The sequence below is a fragment of the Nitrosospira sp. CT genome (assembly GCF_059489795.1).
The window spans coordinates 49,307-72,398 of sequence record NZ_JCAHZJ010000036.1 but is presented as its reverse complement, the minus strand read 5'-3'; the positions used below and the strand labels follow the sequence as shown (position 1 = coordinate 72,398).

Genomic DNA, 23,092 nt, shown 5'->3' with positions numbered 1-23,092 from the left:
AAAACAGATTTCAATGCCCGCCCACTCCCGGCCCACTCGCGACGCAAACTGGGAACCGTTCGAAGCGCTTGGGCGAAAATACAGAAGTTGATCCGCGACGCACGCAACTACCATAGGCATAGACTCTTTCCGGCTACCGTGACAGAACAGGGCAGAAGAATCCGGAATGAAAAGAAAGCAACCTATTCCCCCTATCCGCCTGCGATTTTTCTGATGGGACCGACGGCAAGCGGGAAAAGCGGACTCGCGCTACATATCGCACGTTATCTTCCGGTAGAGATTGTCAGCGTGGATTCGGCCCAGGTCTATCGCCACATGAATATCGGCACCGCGAAACCAGGCGCAGAAGCGCTGGCGGCCACGCCTCATCATCTCATCGATCTGATTGATCCGCATGAGCATTATTCTGCTGCCCGGTTCTGCACTGATGCACTGCGCACGATGCGGCAGATCGCGGACCGGGGCAATATTCCGCTTCTGGCAGGCGGCACGATGCTCTATTTCAAGACGCTCCTTGAGGGGCTTTCGGAACTTCCTTCCGCGGACAGCGGCATGCGTACTGCGATTGAAGCTAAAGCCCGGAAAAGCAGCTGGCCTGCGATGCACCAGGAATTGTTCCGACTTGACCCCGTCAGCGCGGAACGCATCAAACCAACCGACAGTCAGCGCATACAGCGTGCCCTGGAAGTGTTTTATCTGACCGGCAAACCCATGTCGGAAACACTGGGCAAGCCGAAAAATGTTTCACTACCCTACGAGGTGGTCAAGATAGCGCTCGTTCCCGGCAACCGTCAGGTGCTGCACCAGCGCATCGCACGCCGCTTCGAGCAGATGCTGAAGCATGGATTAATTGATGAGGTGCGCGCGATCCGTGATAAATTCTATCTGAGCGACGAAAACCCTTCGATGCGGTGCGTGGGTTACCGACAGGTATGGATGCATCTGGAAAAGGCAATCGACGCAGCGCGAATGCGGGAAATGGCGTTAGCCGCAACCCGGCAATTGGCGAAACGCCAACTCACCTGGCTTCGTTCCATGAAAGAAAGCAGAGAATTCGACTGCCTGGAAGAAAATCTGCCTGAACAGGTGAAAACATACCTCCTCAACACTGGATTGAAGTTTACAGAGGTTTCATAATCGGTAATTATTTGATCAGCGCGAGATTGGCATTTTTTATTCTGACCAGGAAAAATAAAATGATCGATAGATATAAACCCGTAGTCGTAGTTTTGGCCGTTGCCCTCGCAGGCGCCCTCTCCCTGACGAGTTGCGGAAAAGAAGAGAAGGTGCATGAATCATGGAAGATCCCGGACCCCCAGGCGGTTGTGGATGATAGCACGCTCAACAGTTCGATACAGGGCGCCTTGAAGGCGGATCCGGAGGTCCGGCATCTCGACGTCCGGGTGGAAGCGCACAACGGAACGATAATGCTGAGCGGTTTTGTGGATAATCAGGCTCAACTGGATCGTGTCAACATGCTCGCGTGGATGGTTGAAGGAGTGAAGAAAGTGGATAACAAGATGAATGTCCGCGGCACTCCCCCTCCGGCTGACGGCTGAGAAGCCGCACCAGTATATAGAGTCGGCTTTTTACAGGTGTCACAAACCTACCAAGGAAAATTACCTTGATCTCATCTCTGCTTCTGACGCTGATTTTAGTTGCCAGCGTTATCATTTTCGTACCGCAGGTGCGCCGCATCCTCATTTCCAGCCGCCTGCTGAAAATCTTCCGTAAGATTCTGCCCCCTATCTCGCAAACCGAGCAGGAAGCGCTGGATGCTGGCACGGTATGGTGGGAGGCAGAGCTGTTCGGCGGCAGGCCGGACTGGAACAAGCTGCTGGCATTCCCCAAGCCCAAGCTGGAGGCGGAAGAAAAAGCCTTTCTGGATGGCCCTGTGGAAGAACTGTGCGCGATGCTGGACGAATGGCAGATCACATGGGAACTGCATGATCTGCCGCCCCATGTATGGCAGTTCATCAAGGACCAGGGTTTTTTTGGCATGATTATTCCCAGGGAGTACGGGGGGCTCGGCTTTTCCGCGTTGGCGCACTCCGAGGTGGTCATGAAAATCAGTTCACGCAGCGGCACTGCGGCAGTGACCGTAATGGTGCCAAATTCGCTGGGCCCCGCTGAACTGCTGCTGCAATATGGCACGGAAGAGCAGAAGAATTACTATCTTCCACGGCTCGCGAAAGGATTGGAGGTGCCATGTTTCGCGCTCACCGGGCCTGAAGCAGGTTCGGATGCAAGCGCCATTCCCGACTCGGCCATCATATGTTATGGCACATTCAAGGGTAATGAGAAGGTGCTGGGCATGCGCGTGACCTGGGAGAAGCGCTACATCACGCTCGGTCCGGTCGCGACCCTCCTCGGACTTGCATTCAAGCTCTATGATCCGGATGGACTTCTGGGTGGCCAGAAGGATCTTGGCATCACTCTGGCGCTGATTCCCACTGACACGCCGGGTGTTGAAATCGGTCGCCGCCATTTTCCACTCGATGCTGCCTTTCAGAACGGGCCCAATTCGGGAAAAGACGTTTTCATACCCATGGAGTATGTGATAGGAGGAATCGAAGGAGTAGGCCGGGGCTGGCGCATGCTGATGAACTGCCTTGCCGTGGGCCGCTCCATCTCTCTGCCTGCCACGAGCACCGGAGGAGCCAAGCTGGCCGCACGCGCGACGGGCGCTTACAGCAGAGTGCGCGTGCAGTTCAAGCAGCCTATCGGATTTTTTGAGGGTGTTGAAGAAGCGCTTGCACGCATCGGGGGCCATACCTACATGATGGATGCGGCGCGAATGATGACTGCGGGGGCAGTGGATCTCGGGGAAAAGCCTTCCGTGATCTCTGCCATTGTCAAATACCATCTCACTGAGCGGGGACGCGAGGTGATCAACGATGCAATGGATGTGCATGGAGGCAAAGGCATCTGTCTGGGACCCGGCAATCACCTGGGACGCAGCTATCAGCAGATTCCCGTCAGCATCACTGTGGAAGGCGCCAACATCCTCACGCGAAACCTGATCATTTTCGGTCAGGGCGCGATACGTTGCCATCCGTATCTGTTGAAGGAAATCCGTGCCGCGGGGGATTCCGACACGAAGCGGGGGCTGGTGGAATTCGACAAGGCTCTGGCCAGGCATTTTGTCTTTACGGTCGGCAATGGCTTACGGTCGCTCATGCACGGGCTTACCAGCGGCAGGCTGGCGAAGGCGCCGCTCAATACAGATTCGGAAGTACACGGCTACTACAGTCAGCTGACGCGTTGCTCGGCCTCCTTCGCCTTTCTCGCCGATATCTCCCTTCTGGTTCTGGGCGGGGCGCTCAAACGCAGGGAGCGTTTGTCTGCGCGCCTGGGCGATATTCTAAGCCTTCTCTATTTATGCTCCGCTGTCCTGAAACGCTTCAAGGACGATCACCAACCCCCCTCTGACCTGCCGCTGCTGCATTGGTGCATGCAGGATGCGTTGTATCGCGTGCAACAGGCATTCGATGGGGTACTGGATAATTTTCCCGCTACCGGATTTACACGGCGCCTACTGCGATTCATGGTGTTTCCGCTGGGCAAACCGTTCTCTCCGCCCCCGGACGAATTGGAGCACAAAATTGCAAAATTGATGCTGGCGCCTGGCGACGCACGTGATCGCCTCACTGCCGGTATTTACATACCCCTAGCCAAAGACGAGCCGCTGAATATTCTGGAACAGGCACTGGAGCGCGCAGTGTCCTGTGAAGCAACAGAAGCCAAGTTGCGTACGGCGATAAAGAGCGGGCAGATTCCCGCGCAGGAAGAAGAGAGTATCGAGGTTGCCCTCAAGCAAAGAATCATTACGTCTACGGAACTGGAGATATTGAAAAAAATGGGCGACTTGCGCCGCCGCGTGATCATGGTGGATGATTTTCCTTCTGACTTTGGCTCCAGCTCGAAGACAACTGAGGCTGCTTCGCCAATCAACGCATGAGCAATATATGAACAATGCCTCCGCCAGCCGGCAGCAGGTTCGAGCGGCGTTATCTCCGGCAGCAACGCCAAGCGAAGCGGAAATCCCCACAACATCTGGAAGGCAGGACATGGCGGGCATCATTTCGGTGGAAATCGCGGGAACTCTCGATGGATTGTTCCGCGAACGGGTACGCCGCACGCCCGAAGCGATAGCCTATCGGGATTATGATCGCTCGAGCGGCAAATGGCGTGACCTTACCTGGTCGCGAATGGATGAGCGCATTGCCCACTGGGTGATTGCGCTATCGAAGGAAAAGCTCAGACCGGGTGACCGCGTTGGGATAATGTTAAGAAACTGCCCGGAATGGGTAATGTTCGAACAGGCTGCGCTGAGGCTCGGGCTGGTGGTAGTGCCGCTCTATCCCACTGATCGCCCGGATAATGCGGCCTATATCCTTCAGGATGCAGGCGTCAAGATACTTCTGCTGGAAGAACTGGGGCAGTGGCTCGCTTTCTCCGAAGGGCGGGATCAGATCGCAGGGCTTGTGCGCGTCATCATTATCCAGGGCAGTGTCAGGCAGGGTCATAGAGCAGGGAACGAGCTCGTGCTTGCGCTGCATGACTGGCTGCCAGAATGGTTCCCCGGCGAGAGGCCGACCGAGTCGCCGCAACCATTCCCAAGCGTGGAACCCGTCTATCAGCTTCCTGCGGAGCCGGACCATCAAGCTTCGGAAGAAGTCCCGCTAAGCCGTATCCTCGCTCGTGACCCGCATCAGTTGGCTACCATCATTTATACATCGGGCACATCCGGGCCCCCTAAGGGTGTGATGCTCAGTCATCATAATATACTGACCAATGCGTATAGCTGCCTGCAGGTCGTGCCGATCCAAGAAAGCGATGTGCTACTCTCCTTTTTGCCGTTGTCCCACACGTTTGAGCGAACTGCTGGTTATTATGTGCCGATGATGCGGGGTTCGACAGTAGCGTATGCCCGCTCGATTCCCCAGTTGCAGGAGGACCTGCTGATCATCCGGCCGACCATCCTCGTTTCGGTGCCTCGAATCTATGAGCGCGTATATGCTGGCATTCGCGCCAGACTGGCGGAGGGTTCCCTGCTGAGCCGCAAGCTGTTCGACCTGGCAGTCGAGATCGGGTACAACCGGTTCGAGTATCAGCAGGGGCGCGCCGAGAAGCATTTTTCCCATGCGTTGTGGCCGTTGCTGGAAATACTGGTGGCAAAGAAGGTGATGAGCAAACTGGGAGGGCGGCTGCGTGCAGCGATGAGTGGCGGTGCTGCGTTGTCAAGCGATGTTTCCCGCGTATTTATCGGCCTGGGCCTGCCCATCCTCCAGGGCTACGGCATGACGGAAAGCAGCCCGGTCGTTTGCTGCAATACGATCGAGGATAATGTTCCGGCAAGTGTCGGACGGCCTATTCCAGGGGTGGAGGTGAAGCTCGGCGAGCAGAATGCCCTGCTTATTCGCGGACCCAATGTCATGCTCGGTTACTGGAACGATGAGGAGGCCACGCGAGCGGTAATGACCCCGGACGGCTGGCTCAATTCGGGCGATATCGTGGAAATCGACGAGTCCGGGCATATCACCATTACCGGTCGGGTGAAGGAAATCATTGTCATGTCCACCGGAGAAAAAATCCCGCCTGCCAACATGGAAGCAGCGATTCTGCGGGATCCGTTATTTGAACAGGTCATGGTGGTTGGCGAGGGACGTCCTCATTTAGCGGTGCTGGCAGTCCTTAATTCCGGTAATTGGGAAAACATGGCAGACGAATACCATCTCGATCGGAACTGGCGCCGTCTGGCGGGCGATCCGAAGTTCGAAGAAATCCTGCTGGAACGGATCGCGTATCAGATCAAAGGATTTCCGGGTTATGCCAAAATATATCGCATTGCCGTGGTGACCGAGCCGTGGACAGTCGAGAACCAGATGCTGACACCGACGTTGAAACTGCGGCGCACTTATGTGCTGAACCACTACAAAAGCGAGGTGGACAGGCTCTACACGAAGTAATGAGCAGATCATTGCCTGTCATGTCGAAAATTCGCGGTAGAGTGAGTAGTTGAATCTGCTTCCCTCCAGCGTATACCTTATCCTGTGAAATCATGAAAAATGACAGACAGTGACGCTGAATCTCGGGTATCGCTGCCAGAGGATTCCGACCCGGTGCTGCGGTTGGTGCCGATGCCTACGGATACGAATTATGCGGGAGACGTATTCGGGGGCTGGATCATGGCGCAAGTGGATATTGCCGGCAGCCTTCCCGCCATCCGCCGGGCTCGCGGTCGCGTTGTGACCGTGGCCGTGAATTCCTTCGTATTCAAGCAACCGGTATTCGTCGGAGATGTCGTAAGCTTTTATGCCAATATCGTCCGGATTGGGCGGACTTCCATTACGGTGGATGTGGTCGTGTATGCGCAGCGCGGATTACGGCAGGGCGACAAGGAAATATGCTATCGGGTGACGGAAGCGGTGCTAACCTATGTTGCGGTCGATGAGCATCGCAAGCCGCGCGTGGTTCCTCCCGGGTGATGTGAACATATCGTATTGGAGGCAAAAGTGAATAATTCTGAATTCACCGTGCGCAAGGCAGCGGTTCTCGGCGCAGGAGTCATGGGAGCGCAGATTGCAGCGCATCTGATCAATGCGAATGTCGAAACCCTCTTGTTCGAGCTTTCCGCCGGAGAGGATCCCAATGCGAATGTCGCCAAGGCCATCGAAAATCTTAAAAAGCAGGATCCCCATCCACTGTCGAGCTCAGCCAAGGCAACATTCATACAGCCTGCAAACTACGACCAGAACCTTGAACTGCTCGGGGAGTGCGATCTCGTAATCGAAGCAATTGCGGAGCGCATGGATCTGAAAACGGGGCTGTACGCAAAAATAGCGCCGTATCTGGGGGAACGCACAATTTTTGCCAGCAACACATCGGGACTATCCATCAATCAACTGGCGCAGGTGTTCCCGGAAACCCTGCGCCACCGTTTCTGCGGTATCCATTTTTTCAATCCGCCGCGCTACATGCACCTGGTGGAATTGATACCCTGTACAACCAGTGATAGCGCCATGCTCGACGACCTGGAAGCCTTCCTGGTTACTTACCTGGGCAAGGGTGTCGTCCGCGCGAAAGATACGCCCAATTTTATTGCCAACCGGATTGGTGTATTTTCCATGCTCGCCACCATGCATCACGCAAGCGAGTTCGGACTTGGATTCGACGTGGTGGATGCTTTGACCGGTTCCCTCATTGGCCGCCCGAAAAGCGCGACTTTCCGTACTGCCGACCTGGTGGGACTGGATATTCTTGCCCATGTGATCAATGCCATGCGCGAAATGCTGCCAGACGACCCCTGGCACGAATACTATGCAGTGCCACCCTGGTTGCAAGCCCTGATAGATAAAGGCGCGCTCGGTCAGAAGACGAAGCGCGGTGTATATCAGAAAACAGGCAAGGACATTCACGTACTGGATATTGCGCGAAACGAATATGTGCTCTCGGCGGGCAAGGCGGACGATGACATAGCGGAACTGCTCAAAGACAAAAATCCTGCCGGCAAACTGGGTGCACTGCGCGCGAGCCCTCATCCACAAGCCCAGTTCCTGTGGGCGGTGTTCCGCGATCTGTTTCATTACTGCGCGGTGCATCTCGAGGAAATAGCGGACAATGCCCGTGACCTCGATTTTGCCATGCGCTGGGGCTTCGGCTGGACGCAGGGGCCGTTTGAAACCTGGCAGGCCGCCGGATGGGGCGAGATCAGCGGATGGATCAGCGAAGATATCGCGGCTGGAAAAAGTATGAGCAATGCTTCATTGCCGGAGTGGGTGCACAAATTGGGGCAAAGTCCGGCGCCGGCAGTCAACGCGGACATACAGGGAGTACACAGGAAGCCAGGCTCTTATGCGCCTTCCAGCAAGAGCTTTCGGCCACGCTCCTCGCTACCGGTATACCGGCGGCAACTGTTCCCCGACCGGCTGCTGAGCGAAGAGCCGCAGTATGGCCAGACCGTATTTGAAACCCAGGCGGTGCGGATGTGGGGCATGCCGGAAAAGCCTGAAGCAGGTGGCCGCACGGAAAAGGGCGATGACGGCATTGCCATACTCAGCTTCAAGAGCAAGATGCACACTATCGGCAGTGATGTGCTGGATGGAATTCAGCAGGCGATAGACGAAGCTGAGCGTAACTGGCGCGCCCTGATAATCTGGCAGACCGAGCCTCCCTTTTCTGTCGGCGCCAACCTGAAGAAGGCAACCGAGCGCTTTAAGAACGAAGAACCTCCTTCAGCCCTCAACGTACTGGCGAAGAAATTCAAGAAAACGGCACAATCCGCCGTACTCAAAGCCGCCCGCAAGCTCAATCTTGCGGATGCCCTGATGGCGGGAAAGCTGGCGGAAGTGGAAGCCATGATTGCGCAATTCCAGCAGACTTCACAGGCATTGCGCTATTCGACGATTCCCACGGTAGCGGCAGTGGATGGACTTGCGCTGGGAGGCGGTTGCGAATTCGTCATGCATTGTGATCGTGCGGTCGCTACCTTGGAGAGTTATATCGGACTGGTGGAAGCGGGCGTGGGATTGCTGCCAGCGGGAGGAGGCTGCAAGGAGCTGGCGCTGCGCGCAGCGCAGGAGGCGACAGACGGTGATCCTTTTCCCGTACTGAAAAATTACTTTCAAAGCGTGGCAACGGCGCAAGTGTCGAAAAGTGCGGAGGAAGCCAAAGAGCTCGGGTATCTGCGACGTGCCGACGAAATCGTGATGAACCGGTTTGAACTGCTTTATATTGCCAAGGCGCTAGCGGTGGCAATGGCGGACGCGGGCTATCGCCCTCCGCTGAGAGCGCGCCGTATCCCCGTTGCCGGCGCCACCGGCATCGCGAACATCAAAGGCATGCTGGTCAACATGCACGAAGGCAACTTTATCTCGGATCATGACTTTTTGATTGGCACCAAGATTGCTTCTGTGATGTGTGGCGGAGAACTCACGCCTGGAAGCCTGGTCGATGAGGAATGGTTCCTGGAACTCGAACGGGATGCGTTTATCGAACTGCTGGCAACCGAAAAGACCCAGGCACGCATCGAGCATACCTTGAAAACGGGAAAACCTCTCAGGAATTGAGAAAAGCTGGGCAATTTAACGACTTGCCGCTGATCAGGAAGAACAAACGCAGATAAGAACGAAAAAGGCAACGAGAGCAGTTTTCAGTAGTACGACAGGGAAGCCGAGGACGACCAAAGCCATCATCGTTTTTATTGTGAATCAGCGTAAAGGAAATTCATCATGACAACGAAGCAAACCGGGGAAGCTTACATCGTAGCTGCCGTCCGCACACCGGTAGGGAAGGCGCCGCGCGGAATGTTCAAGACTGTGCGCCCCGACGACATGCTCGCCCACGTATTGAAGGCTGCCGTCAATCAGTGTGAAGGTCTCGATCCTGCTGCCATCGATGATGTGATAGCAGGTTGCGCCATGCCGGAGGCGGAGCAGGGATTGAACGTCGCACGCATCTCGCTTCTGCTGGCCGGGTTGCCGAACAGCGTGCCTGGCATGACAGTGAACCGTTTCTGCGCATCGGGATTGCAGACCGTAGCGCTTGCCGCCGACCGTATCCGGCTGGGGGATGCCGATGTGATCATAGCGGCCGGCACCGAGAGCATGAGCATGGTACCGATGTCAGGCAACAAGCCGGCCTTGGACCCGGCCATATTCCTGCACGATGAAAACGTGGCGATCGCCTATGGCATGGGTATTACCGGGGAAAAAGTCGCTCAGCGGTGGCAGGTCAGCCGTGAGGCTCAGGACGAGTTTGCGACGACGAGCCACACAAGGGCGCTGAAAGCAATCGAGACGGGGGAATTCGAGCAGGAAATTGCGCCCTATACTGTAGTGGAAAAGCGGCCCGATCTTGCTTCCCATGAAATACGCGATGTGGCAGTAGTTCGGGATACCGATGAAGGCCCGCGTCCGGGCACGAACCCGGAAGTTCTTTCCAGGCTCAAGCCGGTGTTTGCAGCCCATGGTACGGTGACAGCGGGCAACAGTTCGCAGATGTCTGATGGCGCAGGTGCGGTGGTGCTGGCAAGCGAAGACGCTTTGAAGCGGTTCAACCTGACGCCGATGGGACGCTTTCTCGGCTATTCGGTAGCGGGCGTGCCGCCGGAAATCATGGGCATCGGTCCGGTGAAGGCAATACCAAGGGTGCTAAAGCAGGTGGGCCTGAAACAGGACGACCTCGACTGGATCGAGCTGAACGAGGCTTTTGCCGCGCAAAGCCTTGCAGTCATCAATGATCTCGGATTGGACCGGAAGAAGGTTAACCCTCTCGGCGGAGCCATTGCGCTCGGCCATCCGTTAGGGGCCACCGGCGCTATTCGCGTTGCGACGCTGCTGCATGGCTTGCGCCGACACCATCAGAAGTATGGCATGGTGACCATGTGCGTGGGCACCGGGATGGGTGCAGCAGGGGTGTTTGAAGCCATGTAAGGTGTTTCAGCCGCTTTCCGTCACTCCGCCGCACTGGAGAATTCCCGGACTTGGTGTAGTGCCCGGAAAAGCTTCCAAGCTCCCAGGCGGTATGCCTATTTTCCGAAATAGACGTAAGCCTTTTGCTGCACCGCGGATTCCTTGAAACGCCGGCGCTCTTCCGGGTCCAGCTTTTTGTCCCACCAGATTGCGCGCCCTTCCCTCTGGTCCTCTGGCAATTTCGGATTTTTCTCGAACAGTTCACGCATGAACCGGGTGTGATCGGATTCGTAAAATTTCGCCATGATCCTTCCTTACTTTTTCCTTCCATTCTCCAGTTACAACCGCCTGAAACTTTACCACAAATCCTGCTGCTTCGCATCAGGGGCACAGAGGTATCAGGGAGAGCTTTGTGAGACGGGTAAGACACGATGCTAAATGGTAGGGGTGATATTGCGGCTACGCCTGCCTTTCGACATTATCTTGCTCTGCCCGGTAATACGGGGAGCCGTAATTCAGTAAATAAGAAATGGCGCAAAGCCGCAATAAAAAAGGCCGCATAAGCAGTCTTGTTCACTGCGTATCGCTTCTTTCCATTGGCGTACCGTTTCGCCTATTAGACTCTGCGCCGGAATACGCAACTCCTGATGCAAGCGGCGGATCATCGGCAGCGTCAGCGCGCGCTTGTGGGAAAGGATTTCATATACCTGGTTCAGATTCCCGATCATCGGCGTCAAGTCCCTCAGCCTCAGGTTGGTCTGTTCCATACAGTACTTGATTGCCTCGATTAGATCAGGCGCATCTATCGGCCAGCGTTTTCACTCGTAATCCTCGATCAGCATCGCAAGAATTTCGAAGTAATAGGCTTCTGGCGTGTCCGGTTCCAATTCCTTGTCAAAAAAAGCTCGATCTCGCGCAAGGCGGCCTCGTACTGTTGCTCGGTCCAGTTTGCACTCTCATCACCTATGGTCGGTTAAGTGATTTTTTCAATCTTCCAGGCAATCGAAGATTGAAAAAATACCCCTGTTTTCAACTGTGCTGCCGTAAAACTTTACAAATAGTAGACAAGGACCGAAGTTATTTCGCCATACACAAGAGTAACATCATGTTTCTACTATTATTTTAAAATCTGGCATGGATTCTGCTTTAACATTGATGCTCGTCCAACAACCTTTCTAATATTTTTGCAGATAGAGAAAAAATGAACACAAAATTCAAGCAAGTGGCAATGGGAACACTTGGAATGCTTTTAATAGGGCTTACCACACCTACGCAAGCGTTTCTTTTCACCTTCGATCCAACAGGCGCTGGCGGAGCCGCAGGCATCTCCCATATCTCGCTCATCGATCAATCACCAGGCAACGCACTTGCGCAAGGCGGTATAACGGCGATCAACAACTTCCTCGCCGGCTCAGGAAGCACTGGCTTTACGCTGCACTATCAGGCGAATCTCTCAGCCATGCAATTTGAAGATACTTCCAATGCGTTTGCAAATGGAACCGGGGGCAATTTCTTTACCTTCGTCGCCGGCTTTGGTGAAACCGTGATTGCCGCAAGTCCATTCCCCGGCATGGCAAGCTTTGCATTTGACCCCTCCAATCCGGTCAATTTCTTCAACATGTATGCCACAAGCAGTATTGGAAACAATTTGACCGGTGCTGGATTTATTTCGGGAGACCCCATCCTGCAGGCGCATATCGTCGCCGTGGAGACAAGCAATTTCCAGGTAACCAATCCGGCAGCAGTGAGACTTGATCAGTCCCCGAACGGGAATCAATGGGGTAATCAGAATTCTGTCACGGGTGGCGGCTTGTCAGACATCATGCTGGTGGTCGATTCGTTTAACACGGGATATTTTCCATCGTTGACTACTGGTGGGCAGATCGCTATCTCCTTTTTCAACAGCTCGCAAGTATCACCGTTCAGGCAGGTTGATCCCTCCAAGTGCTTTAATACGCTCGATGGCAATTGCGGAGCAGGGGGGGGCATCATCTCGACAGGTACTCTTGGATCGGTGAATGGAAGCAGCGCGGGCGGTGGGACGAACTTTATTTTCCAGGCTGATGGCAATCAGTCCTTCACGAGGATACCGGAGCCTGGTTCTTTGGCACTGATCGGTCTGGGGCTCTCCTGCATGATATTTTTGGGCAGATCCCGCCGCCGTGCAGCATAAAAGGTTGCTACTGCTTTTAAAGATCAGTTCATAAAACCTGATATAAAAGCCGCGGTCTATCGCGGCTTTTTACTTCGGTGGTCATATTCTCAGAGTTGGATAAGCCGAAACCATAGACGTATTTTTTCCGTATATGAGATGAGGAGTGAAATGCCACCCAGGTTTAAAAAGGTCTGCGATGGGGCAGTTTTTGGGCGAACTTTGAGAATGGCAGGGCAAATTCTTTCTCCAGCACCTTTGCCGTTGCTTGCAGTTCTTCCCAGACAGCTTTTGCCGGCGCATGCTTGAAGGCAAACACAATCAGATTGCCATAAGGCTCCGCCAGTATGGTGGCAATACGTCCCGCGAAGCTGTTTTCAAGACGCGCGAGATATTCGTGAACCCTTCCGTCCCGGCTGAGCAGATTGACAACCAGCACGCCATTTCTCGTCAATGCTTCACTTGCCTGATCATAAAAAGCCTGGGTGCATAGAGAAGCCACTTGCCTGCCATCGTCGAAACCATCGACCATCAGAATATCTGTGCTGCCTGGATGGGCAGCAATATACTCACTGCCTTCCGCGATCAGCACCGCCAGGCGCTCGTCGTCAGCCGGTACATAGAATTGGCTGCGCGCAACCGCAACCACCTGGGGGTTGATTTCGATCACGGTCGTATTGACCGTTGGCAGTTGCCAGTAAACAAATTTAGTCAGCGAGCCTCCTCCCAGACCGATCATGAGGACATTTTTAGGTCGTGGGCGAAACAGCAGGAAACACATCATGCACTGGGTATAGGCGAGCTGCAACTCATTCGGGGCAGCGATGCGCATTGCGCTCTGTACCATGCTGCTTCCCAGGTGAAGCGAGCGGATACCGTACTCTTCGCTCAGGTGAACGAGATCGGAGCCTGCGAGAGGCGGATTTCGGCTGACGTTTGCCTGCCGTTCGCGGCGTTTCAGAAATCGTTTCATGAAAAGAGTCTTTCCTTATCCCGTTGCTGTTGCCCCTGTTCCTGTCGTTGCCATTGCCGCGGACAAGCTTTACAAGCCGTTCTTTTTGGCCTAGGTTTAGATTGAGCGGATACCGGCACGATGTAATTCGGTCCGCGTTCGTGTCGAAGGGGAGGCAGAGTTTTGCAGGCAGGCAGCAAATTGATCACGGTTCTGGTCTTCCCTTTGTGCGGGGGCCTGCTCGCAGCATGCGCAGGCATCGGCTGGGAGGATTCCTCGTTTACTCACGGAGGAAAGGTCAGCGGAAATCTCCCTGCACTTGCCCGCTGCACTGTCGACAAGCTTCAATCCGATAGTCGATGGATGATCCGCAGCCTGCAATATCAGGTTTTCAGCTACCCGGATATTGCGGCAACGGAAATCTATGCCTATCCTGAAGGTGCACTCGCAGGCACCTATATGCGCAACTCGCCTTCCAATCCCGATGCAGTGATCAGATACGGCCTGCCTACCCCCATCATCCATCCCGGCAGCGATGCTGACAAGGAAGTGGATCGCGATTATTCTTTCGTTCTTACCTTGAAACGAACGGATAATGCTACGGCATTTGCCACCGTCAGTGGAAGGAAATATGAAAGCCGGATTGCGTGGGACACGCTGGAAGACTGCTCGGCTCCCGAATAACTCCTGCTGAAAAAGCTGGGGAATGGCTGTATAAAACGTAAAAAACATAAAGCCGGCTTTCTTGATTTTTTCCTCGAAACGCGCATAAGAAAAAACAACCTCGCGAATAAAAAATTGCGGATGCCGCAACACCTGTAACTTCAGGGGCGCGCCGGGTAGAATGCGCGGGCAATATGGAATTGGGAATTGAAGGTGAAAATAATGCGCCTATCCAAATCAGTGGCAACACCCAGGCTCGCAACAGTCGGCTCGGTGTTGATGTTGTTCGCCTCTCTGGCTATCGCGGGGGACTTCGAGGATGGAATGAAGTTCGTTCTCAGCAAGGATTACGCCAGAGCAGTGCAATCTTTCCGGAAAGCGGCCAATGAAGGCAACCCCGACGCGCAGTTCAATCTGGGCGTGTTGTATTCACGGGGTCACGGCGTGCCGCAGGATCATGAACAAGCCGCCAAGTGGTACCGCAAGGCAGCGGAGCAGGGGGACGCACCGGCACAATCCATGCTGGGGTACATGTATCTGAAAGGCCAAGGTGTCCCGCAGGATTATCAACAAGCAATGTTCTGGTATTTCCGGGCAGCGGACAGCGGATATGCCGTGGCGCAATACAATCTCGGAGTGATGTATGCGAAAGGCCAGGGCGTGGAAAAGGATTATCGGCACGCCCTCTCCTGGTACCTGAAAGCCGCGGAGCAGGGACACCCACCCGCACAGGCAATCATGGGATTCATGTATCTCAAGGGGCAGGGGGTGGAGCAGGATGACCATCAGGCCGTATCCTGGTATCGCAAGGCAGCCGAGCAAGGGTACGCAGAAGCACAATATGCCCTTGGCGTGCTCTACGCCAAGGGCCGCGGAGTAGCGCAGAGCAATCAGGAAGCCGCCTCCTGGTACCGCAAGGCTGCAGAGCAGGGGAATGCGGATGCACAGTTCAATCTCGGCATGATGTTGGCTGCGGGAGAAGGAGTCGCTCAGGATTATCGGCAGGCGGCATCCTTGTATCGCCAAGCGGCCAATCAAGGATATGCGCGTGCCCAGTTCAAGCTGGGGGTGGCAAATGCCAAAGGGTGGGGCGTTCCCGAGGACGCTTACGAGGCAGCGGCATGGTATCGCAAGGCGGCAGAGCAGGGCTATGCACCTGCACAATTCAATCTCGGCGTGATGTATGCGACGGGTAAAGGCGTCATCCGGGATGATCGCCAGGCGGTGTCATGGTATCGCAAGGCGGCCGAGCAAGGAGACCCGGATGCGCAATATAACCTGGGGGTAAGGTATGACACGGGGCGGGGCATCGAAAAGGATACACAACAGGCAGTAGCCTGGTATCGCAAGGCGGCCGATCAAGGATATGCGCGGGCGCAATACAGCCTGGGCGTGAAGTATGACAGCGGGCAGGGAGTACCGCACGATTACGCGCAGGCGCTAGCCTGGTACCTGAAGGCGGCGGAGCAAGGGCATGCGGGCGCCCAGACCAACCTCGGCGTGCTGTATTACAACGGCAATGGCGTGAAACAGGACTATGTGGAAGCCGACAAGTGGTTCAGTATCGCCAGCGCCAGCGGCTACGAGGATGCCAAAGAGAATCGCGAACTGATGGAAAGGCTGATGACACCCATGCAAATCGGGGATGCGCGACGCGAGGCGGATGAATGGGCAAGAGCAAACCAAAAGTAATTCTGTTACCGTTGCCACCTCCCCTTTCCGCTGCCATCAGGCAGATCCCCGTGGAACGAACTGTTCTCTGTTCGTATTGAACAACGCCTTGCCCATTGCAATCGGTAAAGTGTACTTTGGATTCAGGTTGATTCGGAAAGCGCTTTGAAAATACGACTTTTATAATCTCCAGCCATCGATCGGGTGAATCCCTTGGAATCGCGAGCCGAGAATCAGGAAATGCGGCCTATAGAGCCAGCCGTGGCCAGCAACCGGACGCGGCGCCTGGCGACCGCGCTGCTGATCGTGATGCTTGCGGTTCTCATTCTCGCCAACGTATTTCTTTCAGCTCATCCATCGGTTGGGTACGTTCGCGCTTTTGCCGAAGCTGCAGTAGTGGGCGCGCTGGCGGACTGGTTTGCCATAACAGCATTATTCCGTCAGCCCCTCGGCCTGCCGATTCCCCACACCGCAATTATTCCACGTAACAAGAATCGAATCGGTGAATCGCTGGGACGCTTCGTGGAGAGCAACTTTGCTTCTCCCGAAGTGGTTGCTGCCAAACTCGCGCGTGTGGATTTGTCCGGAAAACTGGCTACGTGGCTGTCCCAGCAGGGGCGGACCGACCTGTTTGCGGATTATGTGACGCGCCTGATTCCGGAATTGCTGGATTCAGTGGACGAGCGTTACGTGCAGCGTTTCGTTTCGGCCGGCATGCTGGAAAAAGCGGCCCGTGTCGATCTTGGCCCTTTGCTCGGCGAGGCGGTAGTGATGCTCACTGCGGAAAAGCGGCACCAGCGACTGCTGGACAAGCTGTTGCGTGAGGCTGATGAATATGTAACTGCGAACGAATCACGTATTCGCCAGCGCGTGCGGGAAAACACAGCCTGGTTCTGGCAGCGGCTTTCGATGGATGAAAAGGTGGGGGAAAGCGTGGTGGCGGCGCTGCGGGAGGTTGTGGCGGAGATTGCGCGCGACCCTGAACATCCCCTGCGTTTGCGACTGGATGCTGCCATCGGCAAGCTCGCCTCCGACCTGGCTACTTCGCCCCAGTATCGCGAGCAGATTGCCGCCCACGCTCACAAACTGCTGGAGCATCCGGCCTTGCGGGACTACGCAGACGGAGTCTGGCGCGACATCCGCAACGGGATGCGCGAGGACATCGACAGCGAGGAATCGGCAATCAGGGCGTGGGTGCGGAGTGTCATGGAGTCCGGCACCAATACGGTAATTCAGGACCCTGGCCTGCGAGAGCGGCTCAATAACTGGATGCGGGATGTGCTGGTGGAGGCGGTACAGTCTCATCAGCGTGATGTGGGGCGACTGATTGCTGACACTGTGGGTGAGTGGGATACGGAGACAGTCACTCGTCGCATCGAGCGACAGGTGGGCGAAGACCTTCAGTACATTCGCATCAATGGCACGCTGATAGGCGGCCTGATAGGCCTGACGATCTACACCCTCGCCCACGCGTTCGCTTAACCTTCAGCTTCCAAACAAGCTTCCTCAGCAAACTTCCTCAGCAAACTTCCTCAGCAAACTTCCCCGGCCATATTGCCATCCTGGCCTGTCATGGGCGTGCAGAGCAAGGTGCAACGAGCAGGCATAGGGCAGTCATGGGAAGTTCTAGCTTCGATCCATCTTCCGGTACTGCACCGCTTCAGCAATGTGGGCGCCGCTGATCCCCGAGCTTGCGGCCAGGTCTGCAATCGTGCGCGCGGCTTTCAGGATGCGGTGATAAGCCCGGGCGGAAAGATTCAGGCGGCTGATAGCCTGCCTGAGCAGATTTTCCCCGGCTTTGTCCGGAATACAGTACTTATCGATATCCTTTACTGCCAGATGGGCATTCGCCTTCCCCTGACGCTCCAGTTGCCTTTGATAAGCGGTTTCGACGCGCTGACGGATGGTTTCGCTGGATTCCCCCTGGGCCTGCCGCATCAGGTCCTCTTCAGGGGGAGCGGGCACTTCGATCTGTATATCGATCCGGTCCAGCAGGGGGCCGGAGATCTTTCCACGGTAGCGCGCTACCTGCTCAGGCGTGCAGCGGCATTTTCCGCTGAAATGACCGAGGTAGCCGCAAAGACAGGGGTTCATGGCTGCGACCAGCTGGAAGCGTGCAGGAAATTCGGCCTGTCGTGCCGCGCGTGAAATCGTGATGCGTCCCGATTCCAGCGGTTCGCGCAATACTTCCAATACCTTGCGATCAAACTCGGGCAATTCATCCAGAAACAATACCCCGTTCACTGCCAGCGAAATTTCCCCGGGGCGGGGATTGCTGCCGCCTCCGACAAGAGCAACGGCCGAAGCGGTGTGATGCGGGGAACGATAGGGACGCCGCTTCCAGTTGGCAACGCTGAAACCGCCGCTTCCGATGGATTGCATTGCGGCCGATTCGAGGGCTTCCTCTTCGGTCATGGCGGGCAGGATACCGGGAAGGCGTGCTGCCAGCATCGACTTGCCTGTGCCGGGAGGACCGATCATCAGGAGACTATGACTGCCTGCCGCCGCAATTTCAAGCGCACGCTTGGCCTGTGCCTGTCCTTTGACCTCTTCCATGCCGGGATAGCGAAGCGCGCTTTCCGCACTCTCGTCCGCGCGTGCCCCCTTTTCGGAATAAAGCGAATGAAGCGAATAAAGCTGCAGAGGTTCACGCCCGGCAAGATGGGCGCAAATCTGGAGCAGGGAAGTTGCGGGGTAAACCGCGGCTTCCTTGACCAGCGCCGCCTCCGCCGCATTTTGTTCAGGCAGCACGAAGCTGCGGCCCGAGCGGGCGGCCCCATAAGTCATGGCGAGCGCGCCGCGGATGGCGCGCAGTTCTCCGGTCAGCGCCACTTCTCCCGCCCATTCATAAAGGCCGAGCTTGTCCGATGGAATCTGGCCGGTTGCGGCCAATATGCCCAATGCAATCGGCAGATCGAAGCGGCCACTTTCCTTGGGCAGGTCAGCCGGGGCAAGATTGACTGTGATGCGCCGGGGCGGAAACTCGAAGCGTGTATTCTGCAGCGCGGCCCGCACGCGGTCCTTGCTTTCCTTTACTTCCGCTTCCGGCAGGCCAACGATGGTAAAGCCCGGCAGTCCGTTGGCAATGTGAACTTCCACTGTTACCAGTGGCGCCTCCATGCCAGCGATAGCGCGGCTATAGAGAACAGCGAGCGGCATGCAAAAAAATTCTCAACCCGAATGAATCGTCTGATATAGATAATAAACGGCAGAGTTGAGCATTTCTTGCGTGTTAAAAAACTGATAAGCCAAAATCTGGATGTCGTCTTATTCCGTCTCCGACAGATCGTCCAGCGTCTCCGGGGGGACATCCAGAGTGTTGGGCAGGGGGCCGCTCTTCGCAGCGCTTTCCAATGCTGCCACCCGTGTTTCCAGCGCGATCAGCTTTTCACGCGTGCGCTTGAGCACCTCCTGCTGTACTTCGAATTCTTCGCGCGTTACCAAGTCCAGGCGAGTGAACACTGCCCCGAGCATGACGCGAAGGTTCTTCTCGACATCCTTCACCGGGCTTTGTGCCACCAATTCATTGACTTTGGTTACAATTTCGTCTAGTAACTTCTGGTTAACCATAATTCCTCCTGTTTCTGCTTCGCCACCGGGCCGGTGAGAAGCGATACTTGATGTTAAAATCTCACACTTCGATCAAATAGGCAATCAGCAGATTATATGGAACGCTACCGTCTTCTGGAAAACTGGCTCGTTGCACAGTTTCCTGACAGGCAGTTTACCTTGTCGCCTGCTTCGGCGGATGCAAGTTTTCGACGCTATTTCCGCATCAAGTTCGACGACGGCAGAACCTTGATTGTGATGGACGCCCCACCGCAGCAGGAAGATTGCAGTTCCTTTTTGCAGGTGGCCAGCCTGTTTTCGGCAGCAGGTGTCCATGTGCCGGAGATTCTGGCGCAGAATTTACCACTGGGTTTTTTGTTGCTGTCCGATCTCGGGAACACGACCTTTCTGCAGGCGTTGAATGGTAATTCAAACAGCATCGACAGCGTGGCCAGGGATGCTGACGCAAGCCGTTTATACAGCGACGCCACGAATGCGCTTCTCAAGATCCAGCTTGTGAGCCGGGCGGGCTTGTTGCCGGATTACGACGAAGCGTTGCTGCTGAGGGAACTGAATCTTTTTCCAGACTGGTATCTCGCGTATCATTTGCAGGTGACGCTTGTCACCAGCCAGAAGGCGCAGCTCGATGCCATTTTCCGGCTCATCCTGGAAAATAACCTTGCGCAACCCAGAGTTTTTGTTCACCGTGACTACCACTCGCGCAACCTGATGGTAACGTCGCCCAGTCCGGGAATTCTCGATTTTCAGGATGCAGTGTATGGCCCCATTACTTACGATCTTGTATCTCTGTTCAAGGATGCATACATCCGCTGGGACGAAGAACGCATACTGGACTGGCTGATCCGCTATTGGGAGCAGGCGCGCAAGCTCCAGTTACCGGTTGCAGCAAGCTTTGCGGATTTTTACCGCGATTTCGAGTGGATGGGCGTGCAGCGCCACCTCAAGGTGCTGGGAATATTTTCCCGCCTGAATTATCGTGATGGCAAGAGCGGTTATCTCAAGGACATACCGCTGGTGGCGGATTACCTGCGCAAGGCGTGCGAACGCTACCGCGAGCTCAATCCCTTGCTGACGCTGCTTGACCAGTGGGAGATCAACAAGCCGGAACTGAAAGTTGGCTACACTTTCTGAGAAGGCCGGAACCGGGTTCGCGGCCATGATCCTTGCGGCTGGACGCGGAGAACGCATGCGTCCCCTAACCGATACTTTGCCCAAACCCTTGCTGCGCGTGGGAGGCAGGGCGCTGATCGAATATCACCTTCAAAATCTCGCACAAGCCGGCTTTCGCGATATTGTCATCAACCACGCTCATCTTGGACAGATGATCGAAGCGGCGCTGGGCAATGGCGAGCGCTTCGGGGTCCGCATTCATTACTCGCCTGAACCCGCCGCGCTGGAAACTGCGGGGGGAATTGCGCAAGTCCTGCCTATTCTAAGAGCGGGTGCTGGCAAAGGGCAGCGTCAACCCTTTCTTGCCGTGAATGCCGATATCTATTGCAGCATGGACTTCTCAACTCTGCTGCCGGTCTTGCACCGCATGCGGGATCATCCGGATAGTGCGCTTGCGCACCTGGTGCTGGTTGACAATCCTGCACATCACATGGATGGCGATTTTGCTCTCGAATCCGGCAGGGTTACAGCAACCGGAAAAGAGATGTTTACGTTCAGCGGCATTGGCATATATCAGCCCGAGCTTTTTCAGGATGTTGTCCCCGGTACCGTTGCCAGGCTCGCTCCGTTGCTGAAGGAGGCCATGGCGAGAGAAAGAGTGAGCGGCCAGCGCTACTTCGGATCATGGGTGGATGTGGGTACCCCGGAACGTCTTCGCCTGCTCGACATCGACCTGATGCGGCCAGTGTCCTGAACTGTCTCCAGCCACCTCCTGCTACCTTCCGGCACTCCGGAATCAAGGGGAAACAGGGGGAATCGGGGTCGGAGGGGAAAGAATGAGCCGATTTGCTTTATACATTCAGATACTGTAAAAATCATTGCTAAATGACCCCTGTTAAATCCTTCGCCGATCGTCGCCACTCCCTCGCATGGCAAATGCAGGAAGGTGTTGCCATCATCCCCACTGCCGCTGAGCGCGTGCGGAACCGGGATGCGCATTATCCTTACCGCTTCGACAGTTATTTCTATTATCTGACAGGTTTTGGCGAACCGGAGGCAGTGCTGGTGATCGTAGCGGGACCGGTGGACGGCGTATCGAAACACATCCTATTTTGCCGCGAGAAAAACGCCGAGCGAGAGATATGGGATGGGTACCGTTATGGCCCCGAAGCGGCCCGGGAAGCGTTCGGGTTCGACGAGGCTTATCCCCTCTCTATGCTGGATGAACAGCTGCCCAAGCTGATTGCGGGACAACCGGCAATCTATTACTCGCTGGGTCACGACGCAGCCTGGGACAAGCGTGTAGTGGGATGGATCAATGAAGTGCGGCAACAGGTGCGCAACGGCCTTACCCCTCCTGAGGACATTCGCGATATTCGCCGGCTGCTGGATGAGATGCGTTTGTTCAAAAGCCCTGAAGAGCTGCAAGTCATGGCGCAGGCGGCACGGATTTCGGCAGATGCGCATCGGCAAGCCATGCGGAAAACTCGGGCGGGCATGAGGGAATATGAGGTGGAGGCGGAGCTGTTGCGTGAATTCCGTCGCCATGGAGCTCAGGCGCCGGCTTACACGCCGATTGTTGCCGGGGGAGCGAACGCATGCGTGCTTCATTATGTCGAAAACAAGGACAGGCTGAATGAGGGCGAATTATTGCTGATCGATGCAGGCTGCGAACTGGACGGCTATGCGTCCGACATCACGCGTACCTTTCCAGTCAACGGAAAATTCAGCGCGGCACAAAAGGATTTGTACGAACTGGTGTTATATGCGCAGGCGGCGGCGATAGCCGAGGTAAGGCCGGGTAATTCCTGGGATGCCCCGCACAATGCAGCCATTGCCGTACTCTCGCAGGGCTTCATTGAATATGGCCTGTGCCGCGGCAGCCTGGAGGAGGTAGTGGAAAAGGAAGGCTACAAGCGTTTCTATATGCACCGCACCGGTCATTGGCTGGGATTGGACGTGCATGACGCCGGTGAATACAAGCAGAATGGAAGATGGCGCGCTTTACTTCCGGGAATGACCCTGACAGTGGAGCCAGGGTGTTACATCCGCGCTGCGGATGATGTACCTGCCCATTTTCATAATATCGGCATCCGTATCGAAGACGATGTCACCGTAACGGAGGAGGGATGTGAAGTATTGACATCAGCTGCTCCAAAGATGGTGGATGAGATTGAAGAGCTGATGCGACGGAGGAAATCTAAATAATGGATGAAAACCCCCGAATAGTTATCAGACGCATAACCCGCGATGGGCGCACTGGGGCGCCGGAAGAGTCCGTCTTCAAAGCGGGTGGAGGCGGCGGCCGTTTGCTCACCTATCTGTTTCTGGTCCCCGCGTTTATCGTCATGGCGGTTCTTGGCATTTTCTTTTTTACCGCTTTTCTTGCATTATTTGCAGTCGCCGCTGGTGGTCTCGCGTTGCGGATATGGTGGTTGCGACGCAAGTTGCAGAAATCCGGGCAGGCTGCGGAAGGAGATTATGTTGTCATCGAAGATGCGGAAATTGTCGAAGAACGAGTCGACAAGACAAAAGGCCGCCAGGGGCCGTAGTGCTTGG

At 55.5% G+C, this 23,092-nt stretch carries 20 protein-coding genes; 15 read left to right on the top strand and 5 right to left on the bottom strand.

Annotated features, from left to right (window positions below):
• The first annotated feature begins 213 nt into the window (after nucleotides 1-213).
• The 7 genes from miaA to AC52W5_RS05940 all read left to right on the top strand — a co-directional run bounded on the left by miaA (nucleotide 214) and on the right by AC52W5_RS05940 (nucleotide 10,436).
• Nucleotides 214-1,137: a tRNA (adenosine(37)-N6)-dimethylallyltransferase MiaA gene (gene miaA / locus AC52W5_RS05970; RefSeq protein WP_495670358.1), complete on the top strand. Its 924-nt coding sequence runs from the start codon at nucleotides 214-216 to the stop codon at nucleotides 1,135-1,137.
• Between the two features lie 59 nt (nucleotides 1,138-1,196).
• A complete protein-coding gene (locus AC52W5_RS05965) occupies nucleotides 1,197-1,559 on the top strand; it encodes a BON domain-containing protein (protein ID WP_074975302.1) in 363 nt (120 codons plus the stop codon).
• A gap of 65 nt (nucleotides 1,560-1,624) precedes the next feature.
• Nucleotides 1,625-3,961 carry an acyl-CoA dehydrogenase gene (locus tag AC52W5_RS05960; RefSeq protein ID WP_495670336.1) on the top strand — a complete coding sequence of 779 codons (2,337 nt, stop codon included), beginning with the start codon at nucleotides 1,625-1,627 and terminating at the stop codon, nucleotides 3,959-3,961.
• A gap of 7 nt (nucleotides 3,962-3,968) precedes the next feature.
• Nucleotides 3,969-5,972: an AMP-dependent synthetase/ligase gene (locus AC52W5_RS05955; RefSeq protein ID WP_495670335.1), complete on the top strand. Its 2,004-nt coding sequence runs from the start codon at nucleotides 3,969-3,971 to the stop codon at nucleotides 5,970-5,972.
• Between the two features lie 99 nt (nucleotides 5,973-6,071).
• A complete protein-coding gene (locus tag AC52W5_RS05950; RefSeq protein ID WP_074975300.1) occupies nucleotides 6,072-6,491 on the top strand; it encodes an acyl-CoA thioesterase in 420 nt (139 codons plus the stop codon).
• A 27-nt stretch (nucleotides 6,492-6,518) separates the two neighbouring features.
• Nucleotides 6,519-9,071 carry a 3-hydroxyacyl-CoA dehydrogenase/enoyl-CoA hydratase family protein gene (locus tag AC52W5_RS05945; RefSeq protein WP_495670334.1) on the top strand — a complete coding sequence of 851 codons (2,553 nt, stop codon included), beginning with the start codon at nucleotides 6,519-6,521 and terminating at the stop codon, nucleotides 9,069-9,071.
• 162 nt (nucleotides 9,072-9,233) lie between these two features.
• The gene (locus AC52W5_RS05940) at nucleotides 9,234-10,436 is read left to right on the top strand and encodes an acetyl-CoA C-acyltransferase (RefSeq protein WP_495670333.1); all 1,203 of its coding nucleotides are present in this window, start codon (nucleotides 9,234-9,236) and stop codon (nucleotides 10,434-10,436) included.
• A 95-nt stretch (nucleotides 10,437-10,531) separates the two neighbouring features.
• On the opposite strand, the gene AC52W5_RS05935 is transcribed toward AC52W5_RS05940, so the two are convergent.
• Entirely contained in the window at nucleotides 10,532-10,720 is a 189-nt protein-coding gene (locus AC52W5_RS05935) for a DUF3460 family protein (protein WP_495670332.1), read from the bottom strand.
• A 210-nt stretch (nucleotides 10,721-10,930) separates the two neighbouring features.
• Nucleotides 10,931-11,182, bottom strand: a complete 252-nt coding sequence (locus tag AC52W5_RS05930) for a hypothetical protein (protein ID WP_495670331.1) — start codon at nucleotides 11,180-11,182, stop codon at nucleotides 10,931-10,933.
• Between the two features lie 434 nt (nucleotides 11,183-11,616).
• Here AC52W5_RS05930 and AC52W5_RS05925 point away from each other — a divergent pair, with 434 nt between their 5' ends.
• On the top strand, nucleotides 11,617-12,588 hold the full coding sequence (locus tag AC52W5_RS05925; RefSeq protein ID WP_495670330.1) for a PEP-CTERM sorting domain-containing protein: 972 nt from the start codon (nucleotides 11,617-11,619) through the stop codon (nucleotides 12,586-12,588).
• Nucleotides 12,589-12,751: 163 nt separating this feature from the next.
• Here AC52W5_RS05925 and AC52W5_RS05920 read toward each other — a convergent pair whose 3' ends face one another.
• The gene (locus AC52W5_RS05920) at nucleotides 12,752-13,540 is read right to left on the bottom strand and encodes a polyamine aminopropyltransferase (protein ID WP_074975296.1); all 789 of its coding nucleotides are present in this window, start codon (nucleotides 13,538-13,540) and stop codon (nucleotides 12,752-12,754) included.
• A gap of 180 nt (nucleotides 13,541-13,720) precedes the next feature.
• Between AC52W5_RS05920 and AC52W5_RS05915 the strand changes: the two genes are divergently transcribed.
• The 3 genes from AC52W5_RS05915 to AC52W5_RS05905 all read left to right on the top strand — a co-directional run bounded on the left by AC52W5_RS05915 (nucleotide 13,721) and on the right by AC52W5_RS05905 (nucleotide 17,335).
• Nucleotides 13,721-14,203: a hypothetical protein gene (locus AC52W5_RS05915; protein ID WP_143104357.1), complete on the top strand. Its 483-nt coding sequence runs from the start codon at nucleotides 13,721-13,723 to the stop codon at nucleotides 14,201-14,203.
• A gap of 201 nt (nucleotides 14,204-14,404) precedes the next feature.
• Entirely contained in the window at nucleotides 14,405-15,874 is a 1,470-nt protein-coding gene (locus AC52W5_RS05910; RefSeq protein ID WP_495670329.1) for an SEL1-like repeat protein, read from the top strand.
• 219 nt (nucleotides 15,875-16,093) lie between these two features.
• Complete coding sequence (locus AC52W5_RS05905) at nucleotides 16,094-17,335, top strand: DUF445 domain-containing protein (RefSeq protein WP_495670328.1); 1,242 nt, start codon at nucleotides 16,094-16,096, stop codon at nucleotides 17,333-17,335.
• A gap of 144 nt (nucleotides 17,336-17,479) precedes the next feature.
• Here the strand turns inward: AC52W5_RS05905 and AC52W5_RS05900 are convergent, their stop codons facing one another.
• Together AC52W5_RS05900 and AC52W5_RS05895 are read right to left on the bottom strand one after the other, a co-directional pair.
• On the bottom strand, nucleotides 17,480-19,012 hold the full coding sequence (locus AC52W5_RS05900; RefSeq protein ID WP_495670327.1) for a YifB family Mg chelatase-like AAA ATPase: 1,533 nt from the start codon (nucleotides 19,010-19,012) through the stop codon (nucleotides 17,480-17,482).
• Nucleotides 19,013-19,120: 108 nt separating this feature from the next.
• Nucleotides 19,121-19,423 carry an accessory factor UbiK family protein gene (locus AC52W5_RS05895; protein WP_495670326.1) on the bottom strand — a complete coding sequence of 101 codons (303 nt, stop codon included), beginning with the start codon at nucleotides 19,421-19,423 and terminating at the stop codon, nucleotides 19,121-19,123.
• A 96-nt stretch (nucleotides 19,424-19,519) separates the two neighbouring features.
• Between AC52W5_RS05895 and AC52W5_RS05890 the strand changes: the two genes are divergently transcribed.
• The 4 genes from AC52W5_RS05890 to AC52W5_RS05875 all read left to right on the top strand — a co-directional run bounded on the left by AC52W5_RS05890 (nucleotide 19,520) and on the right by AC52W5_RS05875 (nucleotide 23,085).
• Nucleotides 19,520-20,554, top strand: coding sequence for an aminoglycoside phosphotransferase family protein (locus AC52W5_RS05890; RefSeq protein WP_495670325.1), 1,035 nt, complete (start codon nucleotides 19,520-19,522; stop codon nucleotides 20,552-20,554).
• A gap of 25 nt (nucleotides 20,555-20,579) precedes the next feature.
• Nucleotides 20,580-21,287: an N-acetylmuramate alpha-1-phosphate uridylyltransferase MurU gene (gene murU, locus AC52W5_RS05885; RefSeq protein ID WP_495670357.1), complete on the top strand. Its 708-nt coding sequence runs from the start codon at nucleotides 20,580-20,582 to the stop codon at nucleotides 21,285-21,287.
• Between the two features lie 131 nt (nucleotides 21,288-21,418).
• Nucleotides 21,419-22,741, top strand: coding sequence for a Xaa-Pro aminopeptidase (gene pepP, locus AC52W5_RS05880; RefSeq protein ID WP_495670324.1), 1,323 nt, complete (start codon nucleotides 21,419-21,421; stop codon nucleotides 22,739-22,741).
• Nucleotides 22,741-23,085: a hypothetical protein gene (locus AC52W5_RS05875; RefSeq protein ID WP_107761695.1), complete on the top strand. Its 345-nt coding sequence runs from the start codon at nucleotides 22,741-22,743 to the stop codon at nucleotides 23,083-23,085. Before pepP ends, AC52W5_RS05875 begins: the two co-directional genes overlap by 1 nt.
• Nucleotides 23,086-23,092 lie beyond the last annotated feature (7 nt).

Coding starts and splice junctions, on each gene's coding strand:
- miaA (WP_495670358.1), top strand. CDS start 214: ATGGGACCGACGGCAAGCGGGAAAAGCGGACTCGCGCTACATATCGCA.
- AC52W5_RS05965 (WP_074975302.1), top strand. CDS start 1,197: ATGATCGATAGATATAAACCCGTAGTCGTAGTTTTGGCCGTTGCCCTC.
- AC52W5_RS05955 (WP_495670335.1), top strand. CDS start 3,969: ATGAACAATGCCTCCGCCAGCCGGCAGCAGGTTCGAGCGGCGTTATCT.
- AC52W5_RS05950 (WP_074975300.1), top strand. CDS start 6,072: ATGACAGACAGTGACGCTGAATCTCGGGTATCGCTGCCAGAGGATTCC.
- AC52W5_RS05940 (WP_495670333.1), top strand. CDS start 9,234: ATGACAACGAAGCAAACCGGGGAAGCTTACATCGTAGCTGCCGTCCGC.
- AC52W5_RS05935 (WP_495670332.1), bottom strand. CDS start 10,720: ATGGCGAAATTTTACGAATCCGATCACACCCGGTTCATGCGTGAACTG.
- AC52W5_RS05930 (WP_495670331.1), bottom strand. CDS start 11,182: ATGGAACAGACCAACCTGAGGCTGAGGGACTTGACGCCGATGATCGGG.
- AC52W5_RS05925 (WP_495670330.1), top strand. CDS start 11,617: ATGAACACAAAATTCAAGCAAGTGGCAATGGGAACACTTGGAATGCTT.
- AC52W5_RS05920 (WP_074975296.1), bottom strand. CDS start 13,540: ATGAAACGATTTCTGAAACGCCGCGAACGGCAGGCAAACGTCAGCCGA.
- AC52W5_RS05910 (WP_495670329.1), top strand. CDS start 14,405: ATGCGCCTATCCAAATCAGTGGCAACACCCAGGCTCGCAACAGTCGGC.
- AC52W5_RS05905 (WP_495670328.1), top strand. CDS start 16,094: ATGCGGCCTATAGAGCCAGCCGTGGCCAGCAACCGGACGCGGCGCCTG.
- AC52W5_RS05900 (WP_495670327.1), bottom strand. CDS start 19,012: ATGCCGCTCGCTGTTCTCTATAGCCGCGCTATCGCTGGCATGGAGGCG.
- AC52W5_RS05895 (WP_495670326.1), bottom strand. CDS start 19,423: ATGGTTAACCAGAAGTTACTAGACGAAATTGTAACCAAAGTCAATGAA.
- AC52W5_RS05890 (WP_495670325.1), top strand. CDS start 19,520: ATGGAACGCTACCGTCTTCTGGAAAACTGGCTCGTTGCACAGTTTCCT.
- murU (WP_495670357.1), top strand. CDS start 20,580: ATGATCCTTGCGGCTGGACGCGGAGAACGCATGCGTCCCCTAACCGAT.
- pepP (WP_495670324.1), top strand. CDS start 21,419: ATGACCCCTGTTAAATCCTTCGCCGATCGTCGCCACTCCCTCGCATGG.
- AC52W5_RS05875 (WP_107761695.1), top strand. CDS start 22,741: ATGGATGAAAACCCCCGAATAGTTATCAGACGCATAACCCGCGATGGG.